Here is a 25953-nt window from a genome sequence, read left to right on the forward strand (position 1 = left end):
CAAGGTTAGCAAGCTTAAATTTTAGGTAATGTAAAAATTAAAAACAGACATATAGTACTCATTTATGTCTTGCTGATTGAGGTTTTAAGCTTGATTTTCCTAAAAAAAATAAATAAAAATTGAGTCAACGGTTAAGGAAAACAAACTTAATCGGTTACGAAATTCACGAAGAGCAAACATTGTTTTAGGAGTCAATCATGGCGTTTATTGCTGTTAAAGAATTACAGGTTGCCGGCGCAGAATTATTCCAAGATTCTGAAAGCTTTCTTAACGAGTTGAACAATCTTGATAACTCTGTTCATGGTGGTGGTGACTATTCCAATACCACAAATGGAGTTTTAGATTTAGCCGTGAAGGGATTTGAGTTTGGTGTCATCACCTATGGTATCGATGCTATTGGACACCTAGCTAAATCCTATAGTTCTGCTGGTTACTACTAAGATTTAATCTTAGAAACTGATTAGATAGCGAGCTAAATACTCTCGTTTAAATCTCAGCATGAGCGATTAAGTGAGCAAGGACTATACCACTTAATCGCCTGCACTTTCTTTCTACTCAAAACCCAAATTATTTTAGGAGTCAATCATGGCGTTTATTGCTGTTAAAGAATTACAAGTTACCGGCGCAGAATTGTTCCAAGATTCTGAAAGCTTCCTCAATGAATTGAACAATCTTGATAATTCTGTTCATGGTGGTGGTGACTATTCTAATACCACAAATGGAGTTTTAGACTTAGCTGCGAAGGGATTTGAGTTTGGTGTCATCACCTATGGTATCGATGCTATTGGACACCTAGCTAAGTCTTACAGTGATGCTGGTTACTACTAAGATTAAATCTTAGTAACTGATTGGATAGTTAGCTAAATACTCTTGTTTAAATCTCAGCATGAGCGATTAAGTGAGCAAGGATTACACCACTTAATCGCCTGCACTTTCTTTCTACTCAAAACCGAAATAGTTTTAGGAGTCAATCATGGCGTTTATTGCTGTTAAAGAATTACAAGTTACCGGCGCAGAATTGTTCCAAGACTCTGAAAGCTTCCTCAATGAATTGAACAATCTTGATAATTCTGTTCATGGTGGTGGTGACTATTCTAATACCACAAATGGAGTTTTAGACTTAGCTGCGAAGGGATTTGAGTTTGGTGTCATCACTTATGGTATCGATGCTATTGGACACCTAGCTAAGTCCTTCAGTTCTGCTGCATAAATACTCAGATAAACAGATTTCTTGCAATTGTGGCATGAGCGGTTAAGTTTTGTATTTCTTAATCGCCTGCACTTTCTTTCTACTCAAAACCGACATAGTTTTAGGAGTCAATCATGGCGTTTATTGCTGTTAAAGAATTACAAGCTACTGGTGCAGAATTGTTCCAAGACTCTGAAAGCTTCCTCAATGAATTGAACAATCTGGATAACTCTGTTCATGGTGGTGGTGACTATTCTAATACTACAAATGGAGTTTTAGACTTAGCCGTGAAGGGATTTGAGTTTGGTGTCATCACCTATGGTATTGATGCTATTGGACACTTAGCTAAATCCTTCAGTTCTGCTGCATAAATACTCAGATAAACAGATTTCTTGCAATTGTGGCATGAGCGATTAAGTTTTATATTTCTTAATCGCCTGCACTTTCTACTCAAAACCCAAATTATTTCAGGAGTCAATCATGGCGTTTATTGCTGTTAAAGAATTACAAGTCACTGGTGCAGAATTGTTCCAAGACTCTGAAAGCTTTCTCAACGAGTTGAACAATCTTGATAACTCTGTTCATGGTGGTGGTGACTATTCTAATACTACAAATGGAGTTTTAGACCTAGCCGTGAAGGGATTTGAGTTTGGTGTCATCACCTATGGTATTGATGCTATTGGACACTTAGCTCGTTCTTTTAGTTCTGCTGCATAAAAACTCAAATCAATAGCTCTGTTAAGATTATGGCATCAGCGATTAAGCAATATCATGTTTAATCGCTTGTAAATTCCATCAAGATACAGCCTTTATCTACGAGTAATATAAATTTTTCAAGTGTACAGAGATGAGGGAATATAGGCTAAGTTAATGTACCTCATCAAGATGATATTTTCTGTGGAATTTTCTCTAGAATTCAATCTTGATATAATTAGAGAATTCTAGATAGAAAATATCTAAAGTGTAGTGTGAGAAAGTGAGATGGAACCTAGCTATACTCAGAAATTGTTCATTCTGAGGCACCCTAACAAACAATCTATTTTGGATAATTTATTTCTTGATATTCTCTTAATCTAAAAAATATCTAATCTAGAGTGTATCTAATCAATGTCAAATTTTTGAATGTTCCAAAAATGGCAAGAATAACTGTTTCTGAATTACATCTTTATGGTTCAGAAAATTTTCTAACTGAACTCAATCATGAAGAATCTAGATTGATACATGGTGGTAATAAATATTCATATGATCAAATATCAGTATTAGCAGAAAAAATATTTCAATTTATCACAATATCATTTGCTATTGCTGCTATCCTAAAAATAGTCGATTCATATATTGGCAATAGATATAAATAAATACTTCAGTTAGTGAACATCATGCTTTTAATCGAATTTTGACAAAGATTTAAATTTATTAAAAGTCGAGAAAAACTATAGGATTCATGCTTGACTGATGAAATAAATACAGGTTAAATAAACCGGATTTATATAGAATATTCCACTGTATAAGTTGTATTCCTGTAGCCGTGTCCAGATAGATTAGGAAATCAAGCTAAGATGAATATCTAACAGTAAAAATTCTTCAAATTTGTCAAAATAAACAGCGATAATATGCTGTATTTACTAGGAAAATAACTATAAATGTTGTGACTCATTTTAAATATATGCCGCCATTTATCCTCAACTCCCAAAACGTATTTGATTACTTAAGTTCTTTAAATTTGTGTACCCTTGAGGAAGGAGAATCAAGCAAAATTGAACTGAAACCAGCAAAGAATTTTAATTTATTAATTACTTTTCCAGAAGGGAGAAAACTACTAGTTAAACAAGAACGTCATAACTTAGAAGGAAAGACGACTGGTGAGTTTGTTCTGGAATGGCGCATTCATGATTTTGTTAGTAGGTTTCCAGAACTTAACCACATACGTTCCTATTTATCAGAAGCGATATACTTCAATTGGGAGAATTCTATTATTATTTTCAACTATCTTGATAACTACCGAGATCTGATGGATTTTTACGTTAAGGAGAATTTAAATTTATTTCCCACCCAGCTTGCTAATGCAGTCGGGACTACTTTGGCATTGATTCATCGCACCTCATTTAACTGTGAAGAATACCGAGATTTCTTTCAAAATCCTGGTGAGAGTAAATCTAACCCAAAAACACCTCATCTAAATCGAGGATTAGATAGACTAACTCCAGAGATATTTGGTAAGGTTCCTGCTGATGGTCTGAGATTTTTTGCCTTATATCAACGTTACGATAGTTTGGGGCAGGCGATCGCACAATTAATCAACAGTTTTACTCCCTGCTGTCTCACACATAATGACCTGAAGTTAAACAATATTCTCGTCTCCCTCGATTGGGAAGATATCGGTGATGAAAATATTGTGCGCTTAATTGACTGGGAACGTGGTAGTTGGGGAGACCCTGCTAACGATTTAGGAACACTGATTGCTAGCTACTTGCAAATCTGGTTGTACAGTATGGTGACTGGTAAATCAATTGCCATTGAGGAGTCTTTACGCTTAGCTGCTACTCCTTTGTACGTTCTCCAACCTTCTTTGAGGGAGTTGGTAATTGCTTATCTTACTCATTTTCCGGAAATCTTAGAACATCATCCCGACTTCTTACAACGGGTCATGCAATTTTGCGGTTTAGCACTCATTACCGCTATTCAAGCCCAACTCCAATATGAAAAAACCTTTGGTAATGTGGGTATTTGTATGCTACAAGTCGCCAAAAGTTTGTTGTGTCGTCCAGAAGCATCTGTGCAAACGATTTTTGGTGTCCAGTTATCAGACCTCTCTCCTGTAAGTTTGTCTCAGGTTTAATTAGAGAATAATACCATTTCTCGAAAATTCTGATACAGATCCCACAACCCAGAAACCTTTGCAAAATCTCAATTTCTTAATTTTGAATTTTGAATTTTGAATTGGTATAAGGCGTGGGGAGTGGGCGGTAGGGGGAGATGGGAAAGCTAAAGTGACATCCGCCTCATCTCCTTCATCTTCCTCATTCCTTCATATCCTACTCATATCATTCACGAACAAATATTTATGCAGCTACTAGATTCTCTATCGGTTCAATTGTCGGATATTTCAGAGTCATTGCAGATATCATTGCAAGACATGATTCATAATATTGAAATACAGTCTCAGTATTGTATTAAGCATCCCAACTATAAACCCTTAGAATTACCTGAGTCTTCAGTCTCTCGTTTTCAAAAATTATCTTTGGATTTACAAAATAAGTATTTGAGTCAACAACTGCGTAGTTTTCTGTACGGCATCTATTATAATGGCTCCTTGAAAAGTGTTCTGGCCTCGGATGCAGAGATATCTAATTTAGCCGTCAACAAAAATCTAGAAAACAACACATTTTTAGGTGTAGACCTAGCTTTTTACGATCGCCTCCATGAAAATAATAGAGGTAGTGGCTACTGGAGTTATGGTTGGCAATTTGTCAGGGAAGAATCAGACGGGACTGTGGCAGTTCATCGGGATGGTTTAACTCTCCACGTTCCGCCGGATAGTTTGCAAACTCAAACTATGGGTAACGCTGTTGCTATCCAATTGCCGAAAAATCTCGTCCAAAACGGATTTTATATGGCGGTGGCTAACTCAGGTGCAGCGCAACAATATCAAACTTTGGTACGTGTTTATTTCAACTTAACTCCAGATGGTTCAGTGGCAATCATGGATGCGTTGACTACACACCTCAACGCTATACCTATTGCTTTCACGTTTAAAGCACTATACAACCCTTCTGACTATGTTCGCCATGACTCGGCAGTGCTGTATTTTGATAAAAATGACTATGATAAGGTTTATCCTATCCTTAAGATGATATATGCAGAAAATCAAACGCATTTTCAGGCACAAGTTCCCCTCTTTACTAAGCCTATCGCACCGGGGTTAGCGATCGCTGAAGAACCAAACCATAGATTCACCGAACATGAAAGCTTTGGTACACACCGTTGTCAAATCATTGCTAACGGTTTGCTAGAAGCTTGGCAACAAGGTAATGATACGCCAGTAGGTAGAATGACTGCGATTTTGCAACACTTCTCTTCACTCAACATTGAATTGCAACGTCCCTACCTCAATGCTTATTCTGAAGATATCTATACACCTTTGTAGTTATTGAACTTCATCTGAGTGATGAAAGTTAAAGATGTATTGATATCTGTGTAAAGTTTGACTGTTGATAACCTCACAGTTATTGGGAGCTATTCCGGCGGGCAAAAGGGCTTTTTCTCAACATTTAAATTCACGTTTATAATTTAGGCTGATGACTCAAGAATATTTCCGGCATCATCAACTTTGTGACTGTACAATTCTCACCGAAGAATGGGAGGCTATTCTGCAAGCTATATCGGTCGGTAAGTATTCTTGGGCTTGTGTTTTAATGCTCCATACTGCTGGATACAATCCTCTTACATATATACCATATCGTACATATATTCGCCTAATTAAAAATAATAGTATACCCAATACAATTAAAACTCGTAAACTTCATAATATGGGCGTAAAGTTTGTAGCTATTAAAACAGAAGTCATAGAGTTAGATTAAATTAGATTTAAGTCATGATATCCTCAGATTCTCATATAAAAATCCAATTTCAGTATCATATATATTTAATTAACTGTAGGGTAGGCAATGCCCACCCAAAGCATCATCAAAAAGGCAATTATCCATTACCCATTATCTAAATAGTAATCAACTTGAGAAATATTACATTAATACTAAGCTGGCTTTGGTAATTCTGAGGAAGATGAAGATTGAGAATTTTGAGAAAGTTCAGCGACAATTTCCAAATTAGTAATTTGTTGTTGTAACCAATGAGTGAAGAAATCTTTTAGTATTTGAATCCGGCGTGATTCATCTAATTCTGGTGTAATGATTTCCTCCACTGCAATTATATGTACACCTTTGGGTGTAATTATTGGTTTGAGAACCTGGGGAGGCGTAGCGGCAAAGACGGCCGCAGCTATTTCTGGGCGAAACTCCGAACGATAGCGAATCCCTTGATAACCTCCAGCACGGCGGATTTCAGGATTTTGAATATATTGGCGGGCTATTTCCTGAAAACTAATTTCACCTTCTTGCAAAGCATAAAATAACTCTAAGGCTAAGTCTTCATCATCTAGAATTACTTCATAGGTTGCAGCTCCAGTATAATCGATTTTATGAGCATAAAAAAAAGGTTCAACTTTGTCAGCGAATAAATGTTCAGCCAATTTCATATGTAATAAGTTTGATTTGGCTACTTCTTCAAAATCATCTATGGTTAGATAGTGTTTTTGTAGCCAATTCCAAGTATCATCCGCTTTTAGCAAGCGGTTAGCAAAACGCATACTATCGGCAGATTGTTGTAGTTCTTCTACACTTAATTGAATGCCTAGTTGTTCCGCAGTCTCAGCAATAATTCTCTGGGTAGCGATCGCTTCTAGTATACTAGGCATTTGAAAAGAGACTTTAAGATGAGTAATAATGTCCTCAATAGACAATTTTAAAAAATTTTCCATGTTGATGTTTACTCCACTATTAGCTCAAAAATAATTATTTTTTATACCGTTTCTTGATGTAGCTTGTCTGGCGTAGCCATAGATACACGTTATTCTTTACAGTAGAGAAGTTTCAGGCAACGTCTCTACATTATTTATTTGGCGTAACGTCATAGAGAATTGGTATGACGCACCCTACTGATATGCCAGTTGCGTCCAATATAAACCTAACCCCCAGCCCCTTCTCTACAAGGAAAGGGAAGTAATTGTCAAAGCCTCTCCCCGCGTCGGGGAGAGGTTTGAAGAGGGTTGTTGGTATTACCTCCTAAATGTTTCCTAAAGTTCTAAGCCACCTTTTTGTAGCTTCTTGAATGGGTCTAAAATAAAGTCTATAACTCGACGCTGGCGGATGATAACTTCGGCGGTGGCTGATTGTCCAGGGGTTAAGATAATACGTTTATTACCAGCTTGAATATAAGGATGATCTAAAGTTATATCCATTTCATAAACTTCTACATTGCCCTGGCTAGTAGTTTGAATTTTCGAGTCAGGAGAAATCCAGCTAACACGTCCTGGTAATACTCCATAATCTTGGAAAGGATAGGCATCAAATTTGATTTTTACTGGCATTCCCACTTTCAAGAAACCACTGTGTTGACTCGGCATAGAACTTCTGAGAATGATTGCTGCATTCTTAGGAGCAATTTGAGCAACTATCTGTCCAGCTTCAACTACGGGGCCTGGTTTATCGATTGGTAGATCAAAAATCGTACCATCAACAGGTGATCGCACTACCCGTTGTTGAATCTGAATCTTGAAGGCGTTAATCTGGCTCTTGGTTTGGATGATTTCTGATTGTAAGGTAGTTAGTTGGTTTTGTAAGTCTTTGAGTTGTTCCTGACTCCTTAACAGCGCTAGCTTACCGGTCTGTACAAGGCTTTGATAGCTGCTTTGTTGTTCTTGGAGGCGGAGTTTTGCTTGTTCAATGTCAGCTAAGGTTTGGCTGACAGTGGTTTGATAATGGCTTTCTTTTTCTTGTAGGCGTAGCTGGGCTTGGGTAAAATCGGAGTTGGCTTGCAATAGGGAACGTTGACTGTCTTCCGCGATTTTTTCTAGTTCTACTACTTTAATTTGAGCGATCGCACCTTGTCTTAAAAGTCGGCGATAACGAACAACTTCTTTAATATCTCTTTGCAAACGGCTATTGCCTAAATTTCGTGCTAACTGACTAGTATTGATATCCTGTCTAGCCTGTTCAACCAGCGCCAACTTTTCTAACTTCTGTAAATTATAGGTACTCTGCCTAGCATCAAGGTTTTGCTGCGCTTGATGGACTTGCGCCATTTTTTCTAATTCTTGGGCTTGGTTTTGCTGCTGTTGGATGTTAATTGTTAACATCAATTGGTTTTTCAGTAGCTCTTGCTGTCCTTGACGATTGATGAGTTCTTCTAACCTTGTCTGTGCTTGTTCCACCTGGGATTGCAACACATCAGACTCTAATTCCAATAGCACTTGTCCCGCCTTAACAGTCGCCCCTTCTGCCACATTGACAGCCTTGACACTACTAGTAACAGCAACACCTAATTTTTGAGTTGCACCTTGGGGTTCTAAACGCCCTCTAGCACTTCCCGTTTCATCAACCTTAGTAAACATCGCCCAAGGCAAAACAACGATTGTAAAGCTGATGAGCAAATACAACATCGAGCGCGTCCAGCGCTGCGGTAACGCATCTAGTAGTTCTTCTGTGCCGTAAAACCAATCATTTGTCTGCGTTAGTGCCTGTGTCCGATAATCAATTAAATCATGACCATCTTGACCGCGTTGCACCTGAGCCGTCTGTGGTTGCACAAGTACAGATGATGAATTAACAGATGGGTTTGGCATAAATTATTTGACGGGATGTGGTGGGATATATGGGGTAGGGGGGCAAGGAGCAGGGGAGCAGGGGGCAGGGGGAGCAAAGAAGAATAACTATGGACTATTGACGAAGAAAGACAGAGGGCAGAAGGAAAGAAAAATGCTGGTTGGGTTCAAGCCCCAACGCCAGTTCTCTCAAGTCGGGAAACCCGCCCACGAGACTGGCTCTCCCTTGTGGGTGGCTGTCTTTAATTTTGAATTTTGAATTTTGAATTGGAGCGAAGCGACTTGACTCATTACTCATTACTCAACTGCTGTTGATTGAGATAAAAATAATGCCCTCTTCTGGCAATTAATTGATCGTGATTACCGCTTTCGACTAATAAGCCGCGATCTAATACCAGAATTAAGTCTGCGTGGCGCACGGTGGACAGGCGGTGAGCAATAATGACACTTGTGCGCCCTTTGAGAATGGTTTTGAGGTTGTTTTGAATAATGCGTTCTGATTCAGCATCAAGATGGCTTGTAGCTTCATCTAACAACAATAGGCGGGGGTTTCCTAACAAAGCACGGGCGATCGCTAAACGTTGTCTTTGTCCACCAGACAACATCCCCCCACCTTCACCAATTTGGGTTTCATAACCTGCTGGCATTTGTTGGATAAAGTCGTCCGCACCTGCTAAGCGGGCAACGGCAATAATTTCTTCTAAGGAAGCCTCTGGGTGAGCAATGCTGATATTTTCGCGGATTGTGCCGCCAAATAAAAATGTATCTTGGTCTACAACGCCGATTTGTGAACGGAGCGATCGCAAAGCTATATTAGTTACATCTTGGGCATCAATGAGAACTTTTCCATCTGTCGGAGGGTATAGACCCAAAATCAGTTTAAATAAAGTAGTTTTGCCGGAACCACTCCGCCCTACCACAGCCACGGTTTGCTCTGGCTTGATTTCAAAGCTGAGGTTTTCTAAAATATTGCGATCGCTTTCGGGATGATAGCGAAATGTCACATTTTCAAAGCGGATATGACCCAGTAAATTGCTGATAAATTGCCGATGTTGGTGTTGTAAATCTTCCTCTGGTTCTGCCTCTAAAACATCATTAATTCGTTCTGTAGAAATCACCACTTCTTGCAATTGATTCCACAGTACTACCAGCCTTTGAAATGGACGGATAATATTACCCAACAACATATTAAAGGCGACTAATTGCCCGATAGTTAGTTGGTTTTGGATTACTAACCATGCTCCAAACCAAAGTAAAATCGTAGTTACCAAAGTTTCCAGGGCAGAACTGAAAATTTGTAGCTTGTTACTAATTATCTGCCCACTGAAGGTTTTTCTAATGACATTATTCAGCAGTTCTTCCCAATGCCACCGCACCGTCTGTTCGATTGCCATTGAGCGAATTGAGCGAATACCAGAAAGGGATTGAATCAGATAACTATTCTCGTTTGCTGTAGCACTAAAAACCTCTCGACTAATGCGGCGTAAAAAGGGTGTAGCGATGATTGCCAATAACATAAAAGGCGGTACAATCGCTAAACTCATCAATGCCATTGCTGAACTATACCAAAACATCAAAGCTACATAGATAAACACTGTCAACAAATCTAAAATGATTGACAATGCTTCCCCAGTTAAAAAGCGTTGAATTTTTTGGTTTTCTTGGACGCGAGAAACAATATCCCCGACGTAGCGCGACTCAAAAAATGATAAAGGTAAACGAAAGGTATGTTTAATAAAACCTACCAGTAAGGATATGCTGATACGATTGGCTGTATGGTCTAACAAATATTGTCTTAGTCCACTCAGTGCAACACGGAATAAGCCAAATATCACCAACCCCAAACCCACTGCATTTAAGGTCAAGGTGCTGCCTTGGACAATCACCCTATCTAACAACAACTGAGTAAATAAAGGTGTAATTAATCCAAACACCTGAATCAATACTGAAGCGCTGAATACCTCTACTAATACTCGTGTGTGGGGTTTGACTAACTCAAATAGTTGCCAGAAAGATGTATTTGCCTCTTCATTTTCTTTGAGGTCGGTTGTCGGTTGCAACAACAAGGCGTAACCAGTCCAACCCGCTTTAAATTCCCCAATACTGAGGTTACGTTGTCCGATCGCCGGATCACCGACAATTACCTGTTTTTTGTTAATCTCATAAACTACAATATAGTGTTTACCCTCCCAATGAGCGATCGCTGGTAGGGGTTGTTGTGCTAATTTATCAAAACTAGCTTTTACCGGACGGGTAGTAAAACCAATAGTTTCGGCTGCTGCTGTTAAACCCTTCAAGGATGCACCACTGCGATTAACATTAGTTAAATCCCGCAGTCGGTTCACACTCAAACGCTTACCCCAATAGCGGCTAATCATCACCAAACAAGCCGCACCACAATCAGCCGCACTTTGTTGTTCAAATATGGGATAGCGCTTAATCAGCCGTCCCCACCAATGACCAACCTGAATACGAGGACTAGGGAAATAAGCCCGGCGTTGTTTTGGTTGTGGCTGCGGTTCCGGCTCCCTCACCACCGGAGGACGAATACTAGGTAAAGGCGACTGAGAACCATTTTCCCCAGTCCCCAGTCCCCAGTCCCCAGTCCCCAACTCCGGCCAATACTCCTGCGCCACTTGCCAATTCCCATGCTTGAGAATGTAAACAATTGCTGATTGTGTTACTTGCCACTTTATTTGCTTTGAATATTGGGAGATGGTTCCGGGTTGGAATGTGCGTCCGTTATTATTCTCCAATTCTCCGCGACGCAGTATCCACAACTTGGTATCTGGAAATATCTGTGATGGTAGGGAGCCAATATCTAAAGTATGGCGCTCAAATAAAGCTAAGGCTTTGATTATCTCCTCCACCGAGGGATTTTGCGGTAACAAAGAGTTTTGACAACACAACACCAACAAATCCCAAGTTTCGGCGTGTTTTTTCAGGCGATCGCCAACACTGGAAGTTTCGCCCATCAACTCTTGTAAAATCCCTTGGGGAAGGTAACCCACTTTCAAGTTCACCGAAGCTCTAGCGACATAAGGAATAAAGTCTGCGTCAGGAAACAGAGTTAATTCCCCAAATGATGCACCAGTCGAGAGGGTAGTAATTAAGTTGTGAGCGCTATCTAGCAGCCTCACCTTACCCCCAAGAACAATATAAATCCCGGCCGATGCTGTAGCTGCTTGCCAAAATTGTTTGGCGATTGGTGGTTCAATAATTTCTAAACTTTGGATGCACTTTTCTAACTCCCGTCCTGACAAAGACTCACCCAGTATATGGGTGAGTTGTTCCGCTAAATATTGCCGGGAAAACCCTGATGGCATTTCCCCACCTCCAACCCCAAGGGGGAATTCAAAATTTAATAGGACTTACGTATGCAGATTTTCGGGTGTAGGGGTATAAGGGTGTAAGGGTGTGAGGGTGTGAGGGTGTAATACCGTTTCTTGATAAAGACGCACTTTATTCTTTACTGTAGAGACGTTGCATGCAACGTCTCTACATCATTCATTTGGCGCAACTCCATAGAGAATTAGTATAAGGGTTGCAAATATTCATACCCCTACACCCCTATACCCCTCTAACCCCCTACACCCCTAACCCCCTATACCCCTAATCACGAATTAAAAGACCAATTAAGACTAGGTTCAGATGTGGTTTTTAAGTCGCCAATTGTAATTGCAGCATCCTCCAGAGAATTAGTTTCTTTCGGCTGGGAACTTTTGCGTTTAGTGGAAAGTCCCATTTGTTTAAGCAGGCGATTAATGTGGCGATCGCTAATTTCAATCCCTAATTCTGAAGCTAAATGCTTGCTTAACCATTGAGCCGTCCAGTGAGTAAAAGCATACCCATAATCACGAGGGCTATTACTTACTAACTCTCTTAATCTTTCCAGATATTGAGCATTCACAATCTTCGGTCTACCTATGGGACGTTCATTCCATTTATGAGCTAAACCAGCTTCGGCTAGACCAATCCAATAACGAGCCATTTCTTGGGAACAACCTAATATTTCGCATATTTGAGCTTGAGATTTACCAATATCAGCCATTAACATGATTTCGATCCGTCGGCGATATTCTGGCTGTAAATTGTTTTGTAAATGTTTGAGTAAAGCCTTCCGTTGGAAAGGTGTTAAAAACTTGCTCTCTTGGTTGTCATAAATAGCAAAAACTGTTTCTTGATTAAAACTGTGTGACATAATCATTACCAGTTGCTGTCTAATGTGAAACTGCTGTAAACTTGCGTATTACAACTAAAAAATTAGTTGCAAAATTAATTTCTCATCAGTATCCGATGATGAGTGTCTACCCCCCTATCTGAGAAGATTAAGGCGGCTATTTATCAACATTTAGTACTCAGAATCTAGTAGCCATAGCAGTTGTAATATCGAGACTCCCACCTCGCTTCTAACGATTCACAACTAACAACTGACACGCGCAGCGCAATAAGATTCCTTATCCAGTAGTAGTCAGCAAACCTAACAAAATATGCTGATAGCATATATGTCGTCTCTCCTGATAAACAGCATTATCTGGTAAAACACCTAGAATGAATGAGTTTTGCACTGGTTAACTGGAATAAATCGGCAGTTTTTCTGAAGCTTGGTGTAATACTGGTATTTTTCTCGCCGATAATTTTCTAAAGTTTAATACTCAAGTCCGATTTTTAGGATGTTACTGAACTTTGCGATTTTAGTTCAGAGGTAAGCCTCTCTATCTTTAAACTTAGTTTTTTAGAGACTAATAAGAGGTTAAAGCCTGTTATACATAGGAATAAAAACATATGCAGCTAGGTATAAGTGTAAACAATGTTGTTTACATCCACCTAACAATAATTGTTTTCAGCAGTAGAATCTGATGTGCCTGGAGTTAATTAAAAAACTAAATTCTCGTAACAGTGACAGTGATTTAATTTAGTTTTTTACACCACTGTTATTCTTTTAAGAATTTTTCATCATATAGTCAATAGTTTTCATTGAAAAACTTAAAACTTCATCAAATCTTTATATTAGCCATGTAAAGAATAAATATTGCTTATTGGTTATGATAAAAGTTTGAATATTAGATTAGTTTTACTTTTACTTTGCGGACAAAAATTTAAACTTAATAACTTCATTTTTTATTGGATTTCTTCTAATTCAAGATAATAATTATAAAAATCATAAGCGGACATACATCTACCTTGAGCAGGAAATATATTGGATTCATATTTGATTTCCGAAATGTCCTTAGGGTGAGCAATATTTACACGCATTAAGCAGGAATTGTACAATAAATTTTATTAAATTTACAATAACATAACTACTGAAACAATTATTTTTATACCAAGGAAAATAATTAAGATTGTAGTAGTATATATCTTTACAAAAAAATAAGCAAATAAATTACATCAGTTATAATTTTGTCATTATCACTACAAACATTTAATTATTTACTCTGTTCTACTTAACTTGCCGTAGGGTACTTGATATTTTGAATTGGCATTAGGTAATTTATCAAAAGATAATATCAAACTTGATGGCTTATATTTTTATTGGAATATATTTGGTTTCCCAGAGTAGTTTTCAATATTCTTGTAATTGATTTTCCAAGGATGAATTCAAAATCTTATTTAGTTCAGTAATCAACCATTGGTTAAACATATTATTGAGAATTTCTTGATATCGTTCCCCCGTTAATTCAGCAGGAATAAATTCCTCTACCATAAATAAGTGATAACCTTGGTCAGTTTGCAGGGGACTTATTAACTGTTTAGGAGATGTTCTAAAGATAACTGTGGCTACATTTACAGGGAGAGAGAATCGATAAACCTTACCTTCGTAACCGCATCTTTGCCTACGAACAGCATCAACATCATATAAATATGCAGCCTCATAGAAACTTATTTCCTCGTCTTCAATTTGGTAGTAAATTTCTTGAGCAAGTTTTTCCGAATTGACAATAATTTGATAGAGACTAACTTGCTCAAACTCCAGTTGATTTTGAAGAAAAAAAGCTTCTACTTTATCAGCAAATAAGAAATTAGCTAACTTTTGAGATAATAAGCGATCGCGGATACCCATTTCCCAATCCTCAGGGGAAGCTAAATGATCTGTCAACCACGCCAGAGTATCTGCGGCTTTCTCTAAACGCTTTTCCCGACGCTGGCGGTTCGCCTCAGACTCAATTTCTTCTGTTGTCACCGTGATTCCCTTAGCCTCAGCCACCTGCAAAATCAACCGTTGAAATAAGATTTTTTGATATACCTCTTTCAACTGCATATTTTTTTTGAGAAAATTGACAATTTCCTCAGGTGCAATAAATACTTTGGTTAAATCACTCATTGATGTAATTAGAAAGTGACTATATTGAATACTGGACTGATGAAAGGCGAATATAGGAATTCAATTTGATTATTGTTGACTTAACCTGCCCTTACGCATAAAAATCTAAGTACCTGTAGAGTCGAGCATTGCCCACCTATATTACAGAAATCAAGTATGAATCCTCTATTTAATATCATGTTATCTAGAAAGCTCTTAACATCTTTGGGGTAGATAATTAGTTAACTGACATCTTACACCTCCCCTTCTTAACACATAAAAAAGCTGGAGGCTAATTAATCGGGTTAGCTTCCAGCAGTTTTAAGAGTTGCTGTATAAATTACAAATTTATCTAGCAGAGGTAATCCTATCTGGTAGGACAAGGATTACTAAATTTTAAAAGGGCAAGAACTATAAGTTCTACCAGCTACGACAACAATCAAACCACGACTTTTATTCTTTTGTCTTGCTACTTTTGGTATGGTTCAAGCAATACCATCCCCAGTATAGAAAGTTTCCCGAAGTCCTCACCACCACATGAGAACTTGATATAGAGTATTAAAGTTAAGATTGGTAGGTGCCAGCAAACCAAACTTAATCCTTGCTCAACTTTCTCGAAAAAAGAACCGTTAGTAATAGTTAGCTTGTCCGTCTTGCTGTAGGATTTATTCAATTCCCCAAACACTAAGTACTTCAGCAATAGCACTCAGTTTTGTAGGTTTCATAATTAGATAATCATTGATACAATCAACGACCTCTATTTGAGTAGCTATATTTAATGTATAAGATTCCATTACTGAAAATTTGCCATTTTGGCAGAATTTAGTAATTAATTTACATCTGCTGTAAAACTTGCCGAATGTGATCTGATGTCACCTCGTCAGTAACTGTCACTACACCAATTTGAGTTGGTAAAACAAACCGTACTTTACCATCTTTGACTTTTTTATCTAATTGCAATGCCTCAATAATCCCTTCAATATCTAATCCGGCTGGTAACTTTGTCGGTAAACCCGCCTTTTCAATTAAGGCATTTTGACGGTCTGCATCTGCTTGTTGCCACAGTCCTAAATTTACAGCAATTTGCCCAGCCGCTACCATGCCGATACCTACTGCTTCACCATGTTTGAGTAGCCGATAGTTAGTTAAGCTTTCCACCGCGTGACCAACGGTGTGTCCGTAATTCAAAATCGCACGCAGTCCACCTTCCTTCTCATCTTTGCCGACAACATCAGCTTTGGCTTGACATGAACGAGTTAAGATAGCATCCATCAATTCTGGCTTGATGTAGCGCAGTTGGTCGAGACGTTTACTTTGTTCTAGCTGGTTGAATAATTCTGCATCCCAAATCACGCCATACTTAATTACCTCTGCCATTCCCGCGCGAAATTCTCGTACAGGCAAGGTTTTTAGTACTTGGGGATCAATTAACACAAATCGCGGCTGATGGAACGCACCAATCAAGTTTTTCCCGTGGGGATGATTAACACCTGTCTTACCACCAATAGCCGAATCTACCATTGCTAAGAGTGTGGTGGGTACTTGCACTACATTAATCCCCCGTAGCCAAGTAGCGGCGGCAAAGCCAGTCATATCACCAATTACCCCTCCCCCCAAAGCCACCATTGTTGAGGATCGTTCTAGGCGATTTTCTAGGGCTATATCGTAGAGTTTTTGAATAGAATTAAGGGTTTTGTAGCGTTCCCCTGCTGGTAAGCAATAACTTGCTACTTGAAATCCAGCAGCTTCTAAGGAATCAACCGCAACTTTGCCAAAATGCTTAAAAATCGTGGGATTAGAAACCAGTAATACTTTCTTGCCCAGTTTTAACCCAGCCAAGCTTTGACCAATCTGATCTAAACTTGCAGGTGCGATCGCAATCTCATAAGACTGCGTTGGTAGATTCACATTAATTACAGAAGTCATTACCCAAACCCAAACAAGCGCCGTGGGCTGTATTCTACCTTATTCTGGGGAGGAGATGGGATGACATATATTTATTTCCAAACTTCAGTTAAGTCCAACACAAACCCTGGTAAGACATTTTCCCCTGACAAGTTGACAGGATGATTAAGGATTTCCACACCTTGACCTGGGCGATAAACTTCTACTTGTCGATTTTTGCGGTCAATTAACCAACCTAAACGAGCGCCATTGTCGATGTATTCCCTCAACTTGGCGCGTAACTTTTCTATAGAGTCATTTTTAGAACGCAGTTCCAGGACAAAATCAGGACATATGGGGGCAAAAGTCTCTTGTTGTTCTATACTGAGGGCATCCCATCGGTCTTGACGTATCCAGGACGCATCAGGAGAGCGATCGCTACCATTGGGAAGATGAAAACCGCTTGAAGAGTCAAAAACCACTCCTAACTTAGCCTGACGGTTCCATAACCACAGTTGGGCGTTAATATCTGAATTTTTATACCCTGTATCACTCCCAGTTGGAGGCATAACAATTAACTCACCCGTAGCAGTTCGTTCTAATTGTAAATCTCTGTTAGCCAGTGCTAATTGAACAAATTGTTCGTGGGAGACTGTCAGCGTTAGTGTAGGTGGAATATTGACAGCAAGAGTCAGGGATAAGTCAGTTTTTGTCATTGTTCCGTCCTGAAACTGGAACCAAAATAGGAGTCTTCTAGTTAGTTCCAGATTAGCATTTACGCCAGATTTTCTTGGGAATTGGGGATTGGGGATGAATGATGATTGACTAATGACCAATGACCAGTGACCAAAATTTAATGATTCAATAGAGTTAGTAGAATATTGTGGAGAAAAATAAATGTTGGCAATTGTAGCTTATATTGGCTTTTTGGCTTTGTTCACTGGCATAGCTGCTGGTCTGCTGTTTGGTTTACGCTCTGCGAAGATACTGTAGTGTGAAAAAATAGACTCCCGACTTCTTGAATAACGTGAGTTCGACAAGTCTTTTTTGACCTCTCCCCCAACCCCTCTCTCTTGAAAAGTTCTGATCGCCGGAAGCCGGCGCTCAGACTTTTCGCTCCGACGCAGAGAGGGGAGTAAAGACCATGACATATTGACGAACAATAAAGGTTCTGAAGCCTCTCTCCTTGCAGGGGAGAGTTTTGGAGAGGGGTTTTTCCAGCCGTCGAACTCACGTTGAATAAGCCGGGAGTCTGAAGCGATTATGAATTACCCATGACTACAGGTTGTGGTCTTTGGGACGGGGGACGCATTTCTAAGCCAAGTAGGTTGAGCATTTCCTGGTCAGCATCGTAATCTGGACAGGGTGTTGTCACCGTCAGCATTTTATTATCGTCGCTGGAAAAGATGGAATTTGCTCCTGCCATAAAACAAAAGGCTTGTTCCACTTGAGAAAGTCTCGCCCTACCAGCACTTAAACGCACATCTGAGGTGGGCATAACTATACGTGCAGTCGCAATCATTCTCACCACATCCCAAACAGGTACATCTGGTTGATCTTCTAGAGGTGTACCTTCTACTTGGGAGAGAATATTAATTGGTACGGATTCTGGATGAGGATTGAGGGTGGCTAAGGTTTGTAACATTGCCACACGGTCATCTATGCTTTCACCTAAACCGAGAATGCCGCCAGAACATACGGTAACATTAGTCTGCCGCACATTTTCGATGGTGTTTAGGCGATCGCTATAAGTTCTCGTGGTAATAATAGTGCTGTAGTAGTCAGAGGATGTATCCAAGTTATGGTTATAAGCGTACAATCCTGCTGTCTCCAACTTTTTGGCTTGGTCAGTTGTCAGCATTCCCAGAGTACAGCACACTTCTAAACCCATGTCTGTGACATCTTTGACCATTTCTAGCACTCGGTCAAACTGAGAATTATCTCGCACTTCCCGCCAAGCTGCACCCATACAAACACGGCTGACACCCTTTTGTTTAGCATTTTGGGCAATTTCCACAACCGTTTGCTTATCAAGGAGTGCTTGGGGTTTGACTTCAGTTTGATAACGAGAAGACTGGGCGCAGTAACTACAATCTTCAGGACACCCGCCTGTTTTAATCGATATCAACTTACATACTTGTATTTGTTTAGGATTATGAAATTGCCGATGTACACTAGCAGCTTGATAAATCAACTCTAGCAATGGCATATCATATACTGCGCGAATCTCTGCTGTGTGCCAATCGTAGCGTATTCTTCCCACCGACATCAGTAAGTATCCTTATTTGAGTATTAGGGACTGGGGACTGGGCTATTACAGTCAACAGTCAACAGTCAACAATCAAAACCAATCTTAAAACCGTAGCTTGTACAAATCAAAGAACTCCCCTGGTTGTCGTCCAACTACTTTAGCACCAGCCGCGTTAATTATTTTTTCCCACTCGGCTACAGGTTCTAGAAACACCTCCGCACCCAGGTAAGTTTCTAACACTGCCCAATCTTCAGCTTGGGGGTGTGCGGCGTTGAGGATATCAAAAACAAAATGTCCACCTGGTTTGAGTACACGCTTCACGGCTTGTAACACAGATGTCCAATATTCCAGGGGAAAATAGCAACTGAATCCTGTGGCGATCGCTAGATCAAAATAAGCCGATGTGTATTTTAGCTGATGGGCTGCCCCTAATTCCACTCCTTTGAATAACTTGGAATTCAACTGAGAACCACGAGAATTAAGGGTATCTCGCGCTACATTACTCACTTCTTGCCCATAAAAAAATGCTTGCCAATCTCGCCAAGGATAAATCAAAAAACTGACTCCACAACCAATATCCAAACAGTGTTGATTTTTTTGGGGTTGGGCAATTTCCCAGAAAGGAGAAGCAATCTTTCCTGCCAATATGCCAGAAACCCATTCTCGATAAATCGGCATTTCCTGAACTTCTGCTGGTAGTTCCAAAGTTTGATTTTGATACTGTTGGTTAAAGCGATATGCTACCTGGGCTACCCTTTGTTGCCATTTATCTGAACGATTGATGTTGTCTATGTAAGGATTTTGTGAAGTAGACAGATGGCTTTGAGACGACTTTTGAGACATTAGGGCTACAAGACTCCTGAAATTTATTGTGATTACAAAGTAAAATTAGACAAACTATTTAATCAAGGTGAGTTTTCTCAACGAAAGTGTTTATATGAAGGGTGTAAGATTTTTCTGCGAAAATTCTTGTTTTAGCTAACCGAAGAGCCTTTTGGATGGTAAAAGTGAGAAAAATCTGACTACTGAATACAATATATGGGCAGACTTTTTTGTTTGGCAGTCCCTCACAATTAGGAATTAGTAGTTATTTGCTTCGTCAGGAATTAAGACTCAGGACTCAAGACTCTCTATGTTAGCAGGCAAAATTTTACAGGGTGGAAAATACACCCTCATCCAAGAAGTAGGACGTGGTGGCTTTGGCATTACGTTTAAGGCTACGCATCACTACTTAGGACATGAGGTAGTGATGAAAACCATCAACGAACGGCTGCGCCAACACCCTGATTTTGCAAAGTTTGAGCGTCAGTTCCAAGATGAAGCCAGAAGACTCGCCACTTGTATCCATCCTAATATTGTCAGGGTAAGTGATTTTTTTGTTGAGGATGGATTACCTTACATGGTAATGGAGTATATCCCTGGAGAAACCTTAGGAGATGCTTTTGTTTTACCGGCCATACCTTTACCAGAAGAAACAGCAATTCATTACATCCGCCAAATTGGGGCGGCATTGCAGGTAGTACACAACAATGGTTTGCTGCACCGGGATGTTAAACCAGATAATATCATCCTCCGTCAAGGTACACAGGAGGTAGTGCTGATTGATTTTGGCATTGCCCGTGAATTTAATAGCGGTGTGCGACAAACTCACACAGGGCTAGTATCTGAGGGCTACGCCCCCATCGAACAATATTTAACTCAAGCACCGCGCACACCCGCCACCGATGTTTATGGTTTAGCGGCAACTTTGTATGCACTGTTAACAGGACAAGTTCCCTTACCAGCATTATTGCGCGATCGCGAACAAATGCCAGCCCCCCGCGAACTACAACCCCACCTCAGTGCAGCCGTGAATCAAGCCGTTATGCGGGGTATGGCTGTAGAATCTCGCTTCCGTCCCCCAAGCGTTACCGAATGGCTACAACTACTACCCGGTAGTGGCATCAATTTGCCAATTCACGCATTACCTACTCATGCAGTGCCAACCATCGATTTGTCTGTGCATCTGCAAGAAAAGTTTTCTGGTGCTAAAACATCCGGTAGTGTTAAAAAACCATCGCCCCTGAAAAATATCGCCTTAATGGCTCAAAAGTCTGGCACTTCTCAACTCTTCCTGGGTGTCATCATAGCTTTGGTTGCTGCCGCCGCCGGATTTAGTGCCACCAGCCTGTTTTCCCGCTCTTGGACACAGCCATCGGCAAAACCCCTGTTTGAAGAACGCCCAATGGTACCAGTAGGTGGAAAATCTCAAGTTGATTCTCCCCAAAAGCAAGATAATACGAGGCAAAACTCGCAAAATTATTCCGCCAGCGAAACTACGCCTGTATCCACCTCTAGAAGACGCAGGCGTAATCTAACTAACCAACAAACCGAATCTCCCAATCCCAACAGCAATTCTCCAGAACAATCACCGCAACTAAATACAGGAGAATTACAGCCCCGCAATTATGAACAACCTGGGCTGTCACCTAACACATCCTCTACGCCATCCCTCGTAGAAAAATTGCGAGAAATCCGTTCATCTCGCACAGCCAAGCCAGCCAACACTACAGATACCAGTCCACCATCCTCAACTCAAAATTCCACCACACCAGTTGAGCCGCCGTCAAATTCTATAGTTGTGCCAGTACAACCCACAGAGCCAAAAAATTCAGATTCTTCTGTGGTAGTCCCTACAGTGGAAGTAAAGCAAAATTCCTCTACTGAGAGTCAAATTCCAGCACCGTCACAGAAAAACGAAAAATTTCCAGAGAATACACAAATTAATAATTAAGCATTGGTAGTTGGTAATGGGTAATAATAACTTCTCAACTACCAATTACCAATTACCTATTAACCATTTTTCTTATCGATTTTTCAATACTTTCAAGATTTAAAAATAAAAATTACTGAGTATTTTTTATATACAAAACTACTAATTGTACAGCTTAAAATTTGTTGCATATACATTGCCATGAAGTATAAATTACATTATTGTATAAATTAATAATTTAGCTTCTTACTGTTAGTTTAGTTCAGGGAAAGTATGGAGTCAGGGAAGATACATTGAAAAAGTCCCTAATAGCCTAATTGCTGCCTTTCTATAGACCGTACAGTATAGAAACTAACTTAGTAAATGATGAACCGTTTTCTATGAAGCCTTCTGTTTAGTTGAATTTACACAAGACTATAAGGGCTTGCTGGCATGAGACTATCTGAGCTAGATCCACTCATACCGCTTATTCATTTAAAAGAAGAACTTCTCAAGTTACCAAAGGGCTACTCATTTTATGAAGAAGAGGTGGTAGATTTTCTCTCTCGCAGAAGATGGCCTGAGAGCGATCGCCGCATTGACCGCACAACCTTCTGGCGTTGGAGGAACGATAACGGAATTGAACACCAAAAAGTATTCACTCGATCAGATGTTCTCAAACTCTGTCAAATTTGTGACCACTATCGAGTCGATGGTACCCGCACAGAATATTTGGCAATTATGAAAAAGAAAAAAGAGCTAGCACTAAGCAAATAAAACGTGAACTGTTGACTGTTAACTGTTGACAGTCAACAGCCCTCATGATGGATTGTGCAATTTATAGCTGTTGACGGTTGACTGACATGAAAACCTTGTTTTGTGAGGATTTTATCTTAGGTTGATGTCTTAATTGATCTGGCTACGACTATAAAAGCACAAAAGCTGACCAATGCAAAACCACTCCCGACATCAGCCCTAGTTGTGTTAAGTTTTGCAACTGCGGCGATCATCAATAACTTAATAACTATAGAGTGATTAAAGCTTAATAATTGCTTATATTCGGAATTTCAGCATGGCTCGTCACTCAGATAATTGTATTCAAGAAGCGACAAATATCAAATTTGATGCTAATTTGCTCAGGAAATACGATCAGCCTTTACCTCGCTACACCAGTTACCCGCCAGCAACAGAGTTAAGAGAGAATTTTGAGGAAAGGCACTTTACAGAGGCGATCGCCATCGGTAATGATAAAAAAACACCTATTTCGCTGTATTGCCATATCCCCTTTTGTGAAAGCGCCTGCTACTTCTGTGGCTGTAATACCGTCATCACACAGAAAAAATCAATAGTGGAACCTTATCTAAATTACCTAAACCGAAATATTAGGCAAGTAGCCAATTTAACTAATAATCAACGTACTGTTCAGCAATTACATTGGGGTGGTGGTACTCCTAACTATTTATCTCTTCCTCAGGTGGAAAGCCTTTGGCAAACTCTCAATGATTGTTTTCGGTTTGATGAGAATGCAGAAATTTCTATTGAAGTGAATCCGCGTTTTTTAACTAGAGAATATTTGTTTTTCCTCAGAGATTTGGGTTTTAACCGGATTAGTTTTGGCATTCAAGACTTCAATTTCCAGGTACAACAAGCAGTCAACCGGATTCAACCAGAGGAAATGTTGTTTCAGGTAATGGATTGGATGCGAGATGCTGGATTTGCCAGTGTAAATGTTGATTTGATCTATGGTTTACCCTATCAAACCCTAGAGACATTTAAAAGTACCGTTGACAAAACCATTCAACTAAATCCCGATCGCATCGCTGTTTTTAACTTTGCTTACGTACCTTGGTTAAAACCTGTTCAGCATCTAATTCCGCCAGCCGCTTTGCCTTCGTCACCAGAAAAGCTGGATATTTTGCAAATGACCATAGAAAAATTGACCAGTCATGGTTACGTGTTCATTGGGATGGATCATTTTGCTAAACCCAACGACGAATTAGCGATCGCCCAACAAAATGGTAAACTACATCGCAACTTTCAAGGATACACCACCAAACCAGAATCTGATTTACTGGGGTTTGGTATGAGTTCAATTAGTATGCTGCATGATGTATATGTACAGAACCATAAACGGTTAAAAAATTATTATCAGGGCATTGATAGTGAGACGCTACCCATTGAAAAAGGAGTCAAACTTAATCAAGATGACATTATTCGCCGCACCATCATTATGGAATTGATGTGTCAATTTCAACTTTCACCAGAAAATATCCAAGAAAAATATGATTTGAGCTTTGATAGTGATTTTTCCGAGTACTTTTTTCCAGAAAAATTGCCACTCCAATTATTAGCAGCTGATGGCTTGATTAGACTTTTCCCTGATCATATAGAAGTTACACCTGCCGGTAGATTGCTCATCCGCAATATTGCTGCTGTATTCGATGCCTATTTACAAAAGTCGTCAACTAGCGGTTTTTCCAAAGCTATTTGAAGTTTTCCCAACCTTCCTCAATCCCTATCCCCCATGAATACGTAAGTCATACTTACAACTGATGCCAAGATGACCAAAAACTGGTCAAATAGAGGTATAGTTACCCACACCGGAGTAATGACAGACCGCGTATTAATTCTTGGAGGACGGGGGCGGATTGGTAGCAGTGTTGCTCAAGATATAGCCACCCATACCCAAGCCCAAATTACAATCACCGGACGTTCCCCAGCGTCAGAGAAGGACATTACCTTAGCGTCGGGGGGAAGGATGCAGTTTTTGGTGCTGGACTTGGCAGAAGTTGACAAATTGCGACAGGCGATCGCCCAATCCAATTTAGTTATCCACTGTGCCGGGCCATTTCACTACCGAGATGCCAATGTGTTGAAAATATGTATTGAACAAGGGGTTAACTATTTAGATGTTAGTGACCACCGTTCTTTTACTAGCAAGGCTCTCAAGTATCACGAGGAAGCCGTTACTGCGGGTGTAACAGCAATTGTGAATACTGGCATTTTTCCGGGAATTTCTAACAGTATGGTACGTCATGATGTTGAACAATTTGATGACGCACAAAAGATACATTTAAGTTATCTAGTAGCTGGTTCTGGTGGTGCTGGCATTACAGTCATGCGGACTACTTTTTTAGGATTGCAGTATCCTTTTGAAGCTTGGCTAGACGGAAAATGGCAGATAGTTCAACCCTATAGCGAAAGAGAAGTAGTTAAATTTCCCTCTCCATACAATAATAGTGGAGTGTATTGGTTTGATATGCCAGAAACCTTTACATTACCTGAAGCTTTCCCCAGTGTAAAAACAGTTATTACTAAGTTTGGCTCAGTTCCCGATTTTTATAATCATTTAACTTGGATTGCTGCCCACGTTTTCCCTAAGTGGTTGATGCAGCGTCGTAGCATGATTGAATTCTTATCTCATGTCAGCCATTTCATGACAGATGTCACTAATAATTTTAGTGGTATTGGTGTGGCAGTCCGCTCAGAAGTGACGGGGATAAAAAATGGTAAGCAAGCCGTTTATTGCTCAACTTTAGTACATGAAAATACAGCCGTTGCTTCTGGCCATGGGGTAGGCAGTATAGCACAATTTTTGCTAGCAGGTAAGCTGAAAAAACCAGGGGTTTGGCCTGTGGAAAAAGCGTTACCAACAGAATTATTTCTAATAGCTATGGCAAACCGAGGCATGAATATTAACCATAATTGGTTATGAAAAAAATCAAAATCTCCAGCACTATGAGTGTTAGTTAAGAGAATAGTAGAATAGTAGGTTGGGTGGAGCGATAGCGTAACCCAACAAAGTCTTGAGAATGTTGGGTTCCGTTCCTCCACCCAACCTACACCAGTCTAAGTTGTTGCCTTAACTGAACTGTATTGAACCATAATTGGTTATGAAAAAATCAAAATCTTCAGCATTATGAGTGCTAGTATGGTGGGCAATGCCCACCATGAAATTAAACATAGTTCACCCTAAATTTGAGCCTCAATTTTAACGATTATCAAGCGCAGGGTACACCATTAACAATTCAAAATACTCTACGGGTACTCTGCGAGAACGCCTTTGGCGAACGCGGTAGCGTTCCGCAGGAAAGGCTTGCGCCTACAAAATACCCTTCGGGTTCTCCGCAGGAGTACAAAATTAAGGAAATTTTGCCTACGGCACGCTGTTCGCGTTCAGACGGGGATTTAAACCCCATCTGTAGCAAGTCCCGTAGAG

General features: G+C 39.9%; 23 protein-coding genes. 14 read left to right on the plus strand and 9 right to left on the minus strand.

Annotated features, from left to right (window positions below):
* Nucleotides 1-197 precede the first annotated feature (197 nt).
* From GSQ19_RS01605 to GSQ19_RS01645, 9 genes are all read left to right on the plus strand, one after another.
* Nucleotides 198-440 (plus strand): hypothetical protein, encoded by a 243-nt coding sequence (locus tag GSQ19_RS01605; RefSeq protein ID WP_011321050.1) that lies wholly within the window; start codon nucleotides 198-200, stop codon nucleotides 438-440.
* A 145-nt stretch (nucleotides 441-585) separates the two neighbouring features.
* The gene (locus GSQ19_RS01610; protein WP_011321051.1) at nucleotides 586-828 is read left to right on the plus strand and encodes a hypothetical protein; all 243 of its coding nucleotides are present in this window, start codon (nucleotides 586-588) and stop codon (nucleotides 826-828) included.
* A gap of 145 nt (nucleotides 829-973) precedes the next feature.
* On the plus strand, nucleotides 974-1210 hold the full coding sequence (locus GSQ19_RS01615; protein ID WP_011321052.1) for a hypothetical protein: 237 nt from the start codon (nucleotides 974-976) through the stop codon (nucleotides 1208-1210).
* 113 nt (nucleotides 1211-1323) lie between these two features.
* Complete coding sequence (locus GSQ19_RS01620; protein WP_011321053.1) at nucleotides 1324-1560, plus strand: hypothetical protein; 237 nt, start codon at nucleotides 1324-1326, stop codon at nucleotides 1558-1560.
* A gap of 109 nt (nucleotides 1561-1669) precedes the next feature.
* Nucleotides 1670-1906: a hypothetical protein gene (locus GSQ19_RS01625; RefSeq protein WP_011321054.1), complete on the plus strand. Its 237-nt coding sequence runs from the start codon at nucleotides 1670-1672 to the stop codon at nucleotides 1904-1906.
* Nucleotides 1907-2322: 416 nt separating this feature from the next.
* Nucleotides 2323-2544 carry a hypothetical protein gene (locus GSQ19_RS01630; RefSeq protein ID WP_104010062.1) on the plus strand — a complete coding sequence of 74 codons (222 nt, stop codon included), beginning with the start codon at nucleotides 2323-2325 and terminating at the stop codon, nucleotides 2542-2544.
* A gap of 308 nt (nucleotides 2545-2852) precedes the next feature.
* Nucleotides 2853-4025 carry a phosphotransferase family protein gene (locus tag GSQ19_RS01635; RefSeq protein WP_011321055.1) on the plus strand — a complete coding sequence of 391 codons (1173 nt, stop codon included), beginning with the start codon at nucleotides 2853-2855 and terminating at the stop codon, nucleotides 4023-4025.
* Nucleotides 4026-4250: 225 nt separating this feature from the next.
* Nucleotides 4251-5333, plus strand: coding sequence for a T3SS effector HopA1 family protein (locus tag GSQ19_RS01640; RefSeq protein ID WP_011321056.1), 1083 nt, complete (start codon nucleotides 4251-4253; stop codon nucleotides 5331-5333).
* Nucleotides 5334-5484: 151 nt separating this feature from the next.
* Nucleotides 5485-5766, plus strand: coding sequence for a HetP family heterocyst commitment protein (locus GSQ19_RS01645; RefSeq protein ID WP_011321057.1), 282 nt, complete (start codon nucleotides 5485-5487; stop codon nucleotides 5764-5766).
* 173 nt (nucleotides 5767-5939) lie between these two features.
* On the opposite strand, the gene GSQ19_RS01650 is transcribed toward GSQ19_RS01645, so the two are convergent.
* From GSQ19_RS01650 to GSQ19_RS01680, 7 genes are all read right to left on the minus strand, one after another.
* Nucleotides 5940-6722 carry a peptidylprolyl isomerase gene (locus GSQ19_RS01650; protein WP_011321058.1) on the minus strand — a complete coding sequence of 261 codons (783 nt, stop codon included), beginning with the start codon at nucleotides 6720-6722 and terminating at the stop codon, nucleotides 5940-5942.
* Between the two features lie 315 nt (nucleotides 6723-7037).
* Nucleotides 7038-8585, minus strand: coding sequence for a beta-barrel domain-containing protein (locus GSQ19_RS01655; protein WP_011321059.1), 1548 nt, complete (start codon nucleotides 8583-8585; stop codon nucleotides 7038-7040).
* Nucleotides 8586-8854: 269 nt separating this feature from the next.
* Nucleotides 8855-11890 carry an ABC transporter transmembrane domain-containing protein gene (locus GSQ19_RS01660; RefSeq protein WP_011321060.1) on the minus strand — a complete coding sequence of 1012 codons (3036 nt, stop codon included), beginning with the start codon at nucleotides 11888-11890 and terminating at the stop codon, nucleotides 8855-8857.
* A gap of 290 nt (nucleotides 11891-12180) precedes the next feature.
* Complete coding sequence (locus GSQ19_RS01665) at nucleotides 12181-12765, minus strand: helix-turn-helix domain-containing protein (protein ID WP_185479055.1); 585 nt, start codon at nucleotides 12763-12765, stop codon at nucleotides 12181-12183.
* A 1365-nt stretch (nucleotides 12766-14130) separates the two neighbouring features.
* Nucleotides 14131-14889 (minus strand): peptidylprolyl isomerase, encoded by a 759-nt coding sequence (locus GSQ19_RS01670; RefSeq protein ID WP_011321062.1) that lies wholly within the window; start codon nucleotides 14887-14889, stop codon nucleotides 14131-14133.
* An 813-nt stretch (nucleotides 14890-15702) separates the two neighbouring features.
* On the minus strand, nucleotides 15703-16794 hold the full coding sequence (aroB, locus tag GSQ19_RS01675; protein WP_011321063.1) for a 3-dehydroquinate synthase: 1092 nt from the start codon (nucleotides 16792-16794) through the stop codon (nucleotides 15703-15705).
* 71 nt (nucleotides 16795-16865) lie between these two features.
* A complete protein-coding gene (locus GSQ19_RS01680; RefSeq protein WP_011321064.1) occupies nucleotides 16866-17468 on the minus strand; it encodes a Uma2 family endonuclease in 603 nt (200 codons plus the stop codon).
* Between the two features lie 181 nt (nucleotides 17469-17649).
* Here GSQ19_RS01680 and petL point away from each other — a divergent pair, with 181 nt between their 5' ends.
* A complete protein-coding gene (gene petL / locus GSQ19_RS01685; RefSeq protein ID WP_010996086.1) occupies nucleotides 17650-17745 on the plus strand; it encodes a cytochrome b6-f complex subunit PetL in 96 nt (31 codons plus the stop codon).
* A 268-nt stretch (nucleotides 17746-18013) separates the two neighbouring features.
* On the opposite strand, the gene bioB is transcribed toward petL, so the two are convergent.
* Nucleotides 18014-19021, minus strand: coding sequence for a biotin synthase BioB (gene bioB, locus GSQ19_RS01690; RefSeq protein WP_011321065.1), 1008 nt, complete (start codon nucleotides 19019-19021; stop codon nucleotides 18014-18016).
* Nucleotides 19022-19105: 84 nt separating this feature from the next.
* Nucleotides 19106-19846, minus strand: coding sequence for a class I SAM-dependent methyltransferase (locus GSQ19_RS01695; protein WP_011321066.1), 741 nt, complete (start codon nucleotides 19844-19846; stop codon nucleotides 19106-19108).
* A gap of 289 nt (nucleotides 19847-20135) precedes the next feature.
* Here GSQ19_RS01695 and GSQ19_RS01700 point away from each other — a divergent pair, with 289 nt between their 5' ends.
* The 4 genes from GSQ19_RS01700 to GSQ19_RS01715 all read left to right on the plus strand — a co-directional run bounded on the left by GSQ19_RS01700 (nucleotide 20136) and on the right by GSQ19_RS01715 (nucleotide 25449).
* Nucleotides 20136-21776 (plus strand): serine/threonine-protein kinase, encoded by a 1641-nt coding sequence (locus GSQ19_RS01700; RefSeq protein WP_011321067.1) that lies wholly within the window; start codon nucleotides 20136-20138, stop codon nucleotides 21774-21776.
* Between the two features lie 411 nt (nucleotides 21777-22187).
* Nucleotides 22188-22511 (plus strand): hypothetical protein, encoded by a 324-nt coding sequence (locus tag GSQ19_RS01705; protein WP_011321068.1) that lies wholly within the window; start codon nucleotides 22188-22190, stop codon nucleotides 22509-22511.
* A 295-nt stretch (nucleotides 22512-22806) separates the two neighbouring features.
* Nucleotides 22807-24225 (plus strand): oxygen-independent coproporphyrinogen III oxidase, encoded by a 1419-nt coding sequence (gene hemN, locus GSQ19_RS01710; RefSeq protein ID WP_011321069.1) that lies wholly within the window; start codon nucleotides 22807-22809, stop codon nucleotides 24223-24225.
* Between the two features lie 117 nt (nucleotides 24226-24342).
* On the plus strand, nucleotides 24343-25449 hold the full coding sequence (locus tag GSQ19_RS01715; RefSeq protein ID WP_041457027.1) for a saccharopine dehydrogenase family protein: 1107 nt from the start codon (nucleotides 24343-24345) through the stop codon (nucleotides 25447-25449).
* The last annotated feature ends 504 nt before the right edge of the window (nucleotides 25450-25953 follow it).

The sequence above is a fragment of the Trichormus variabilis 0441 genome (assembly GCF_009856605.1).
GTDB lineage: Bacteria > Cyanobacteriota > Cyanobacteriia > Cyanobacteriales > Nostocaceae > Trichormus > Trichormus variabilis.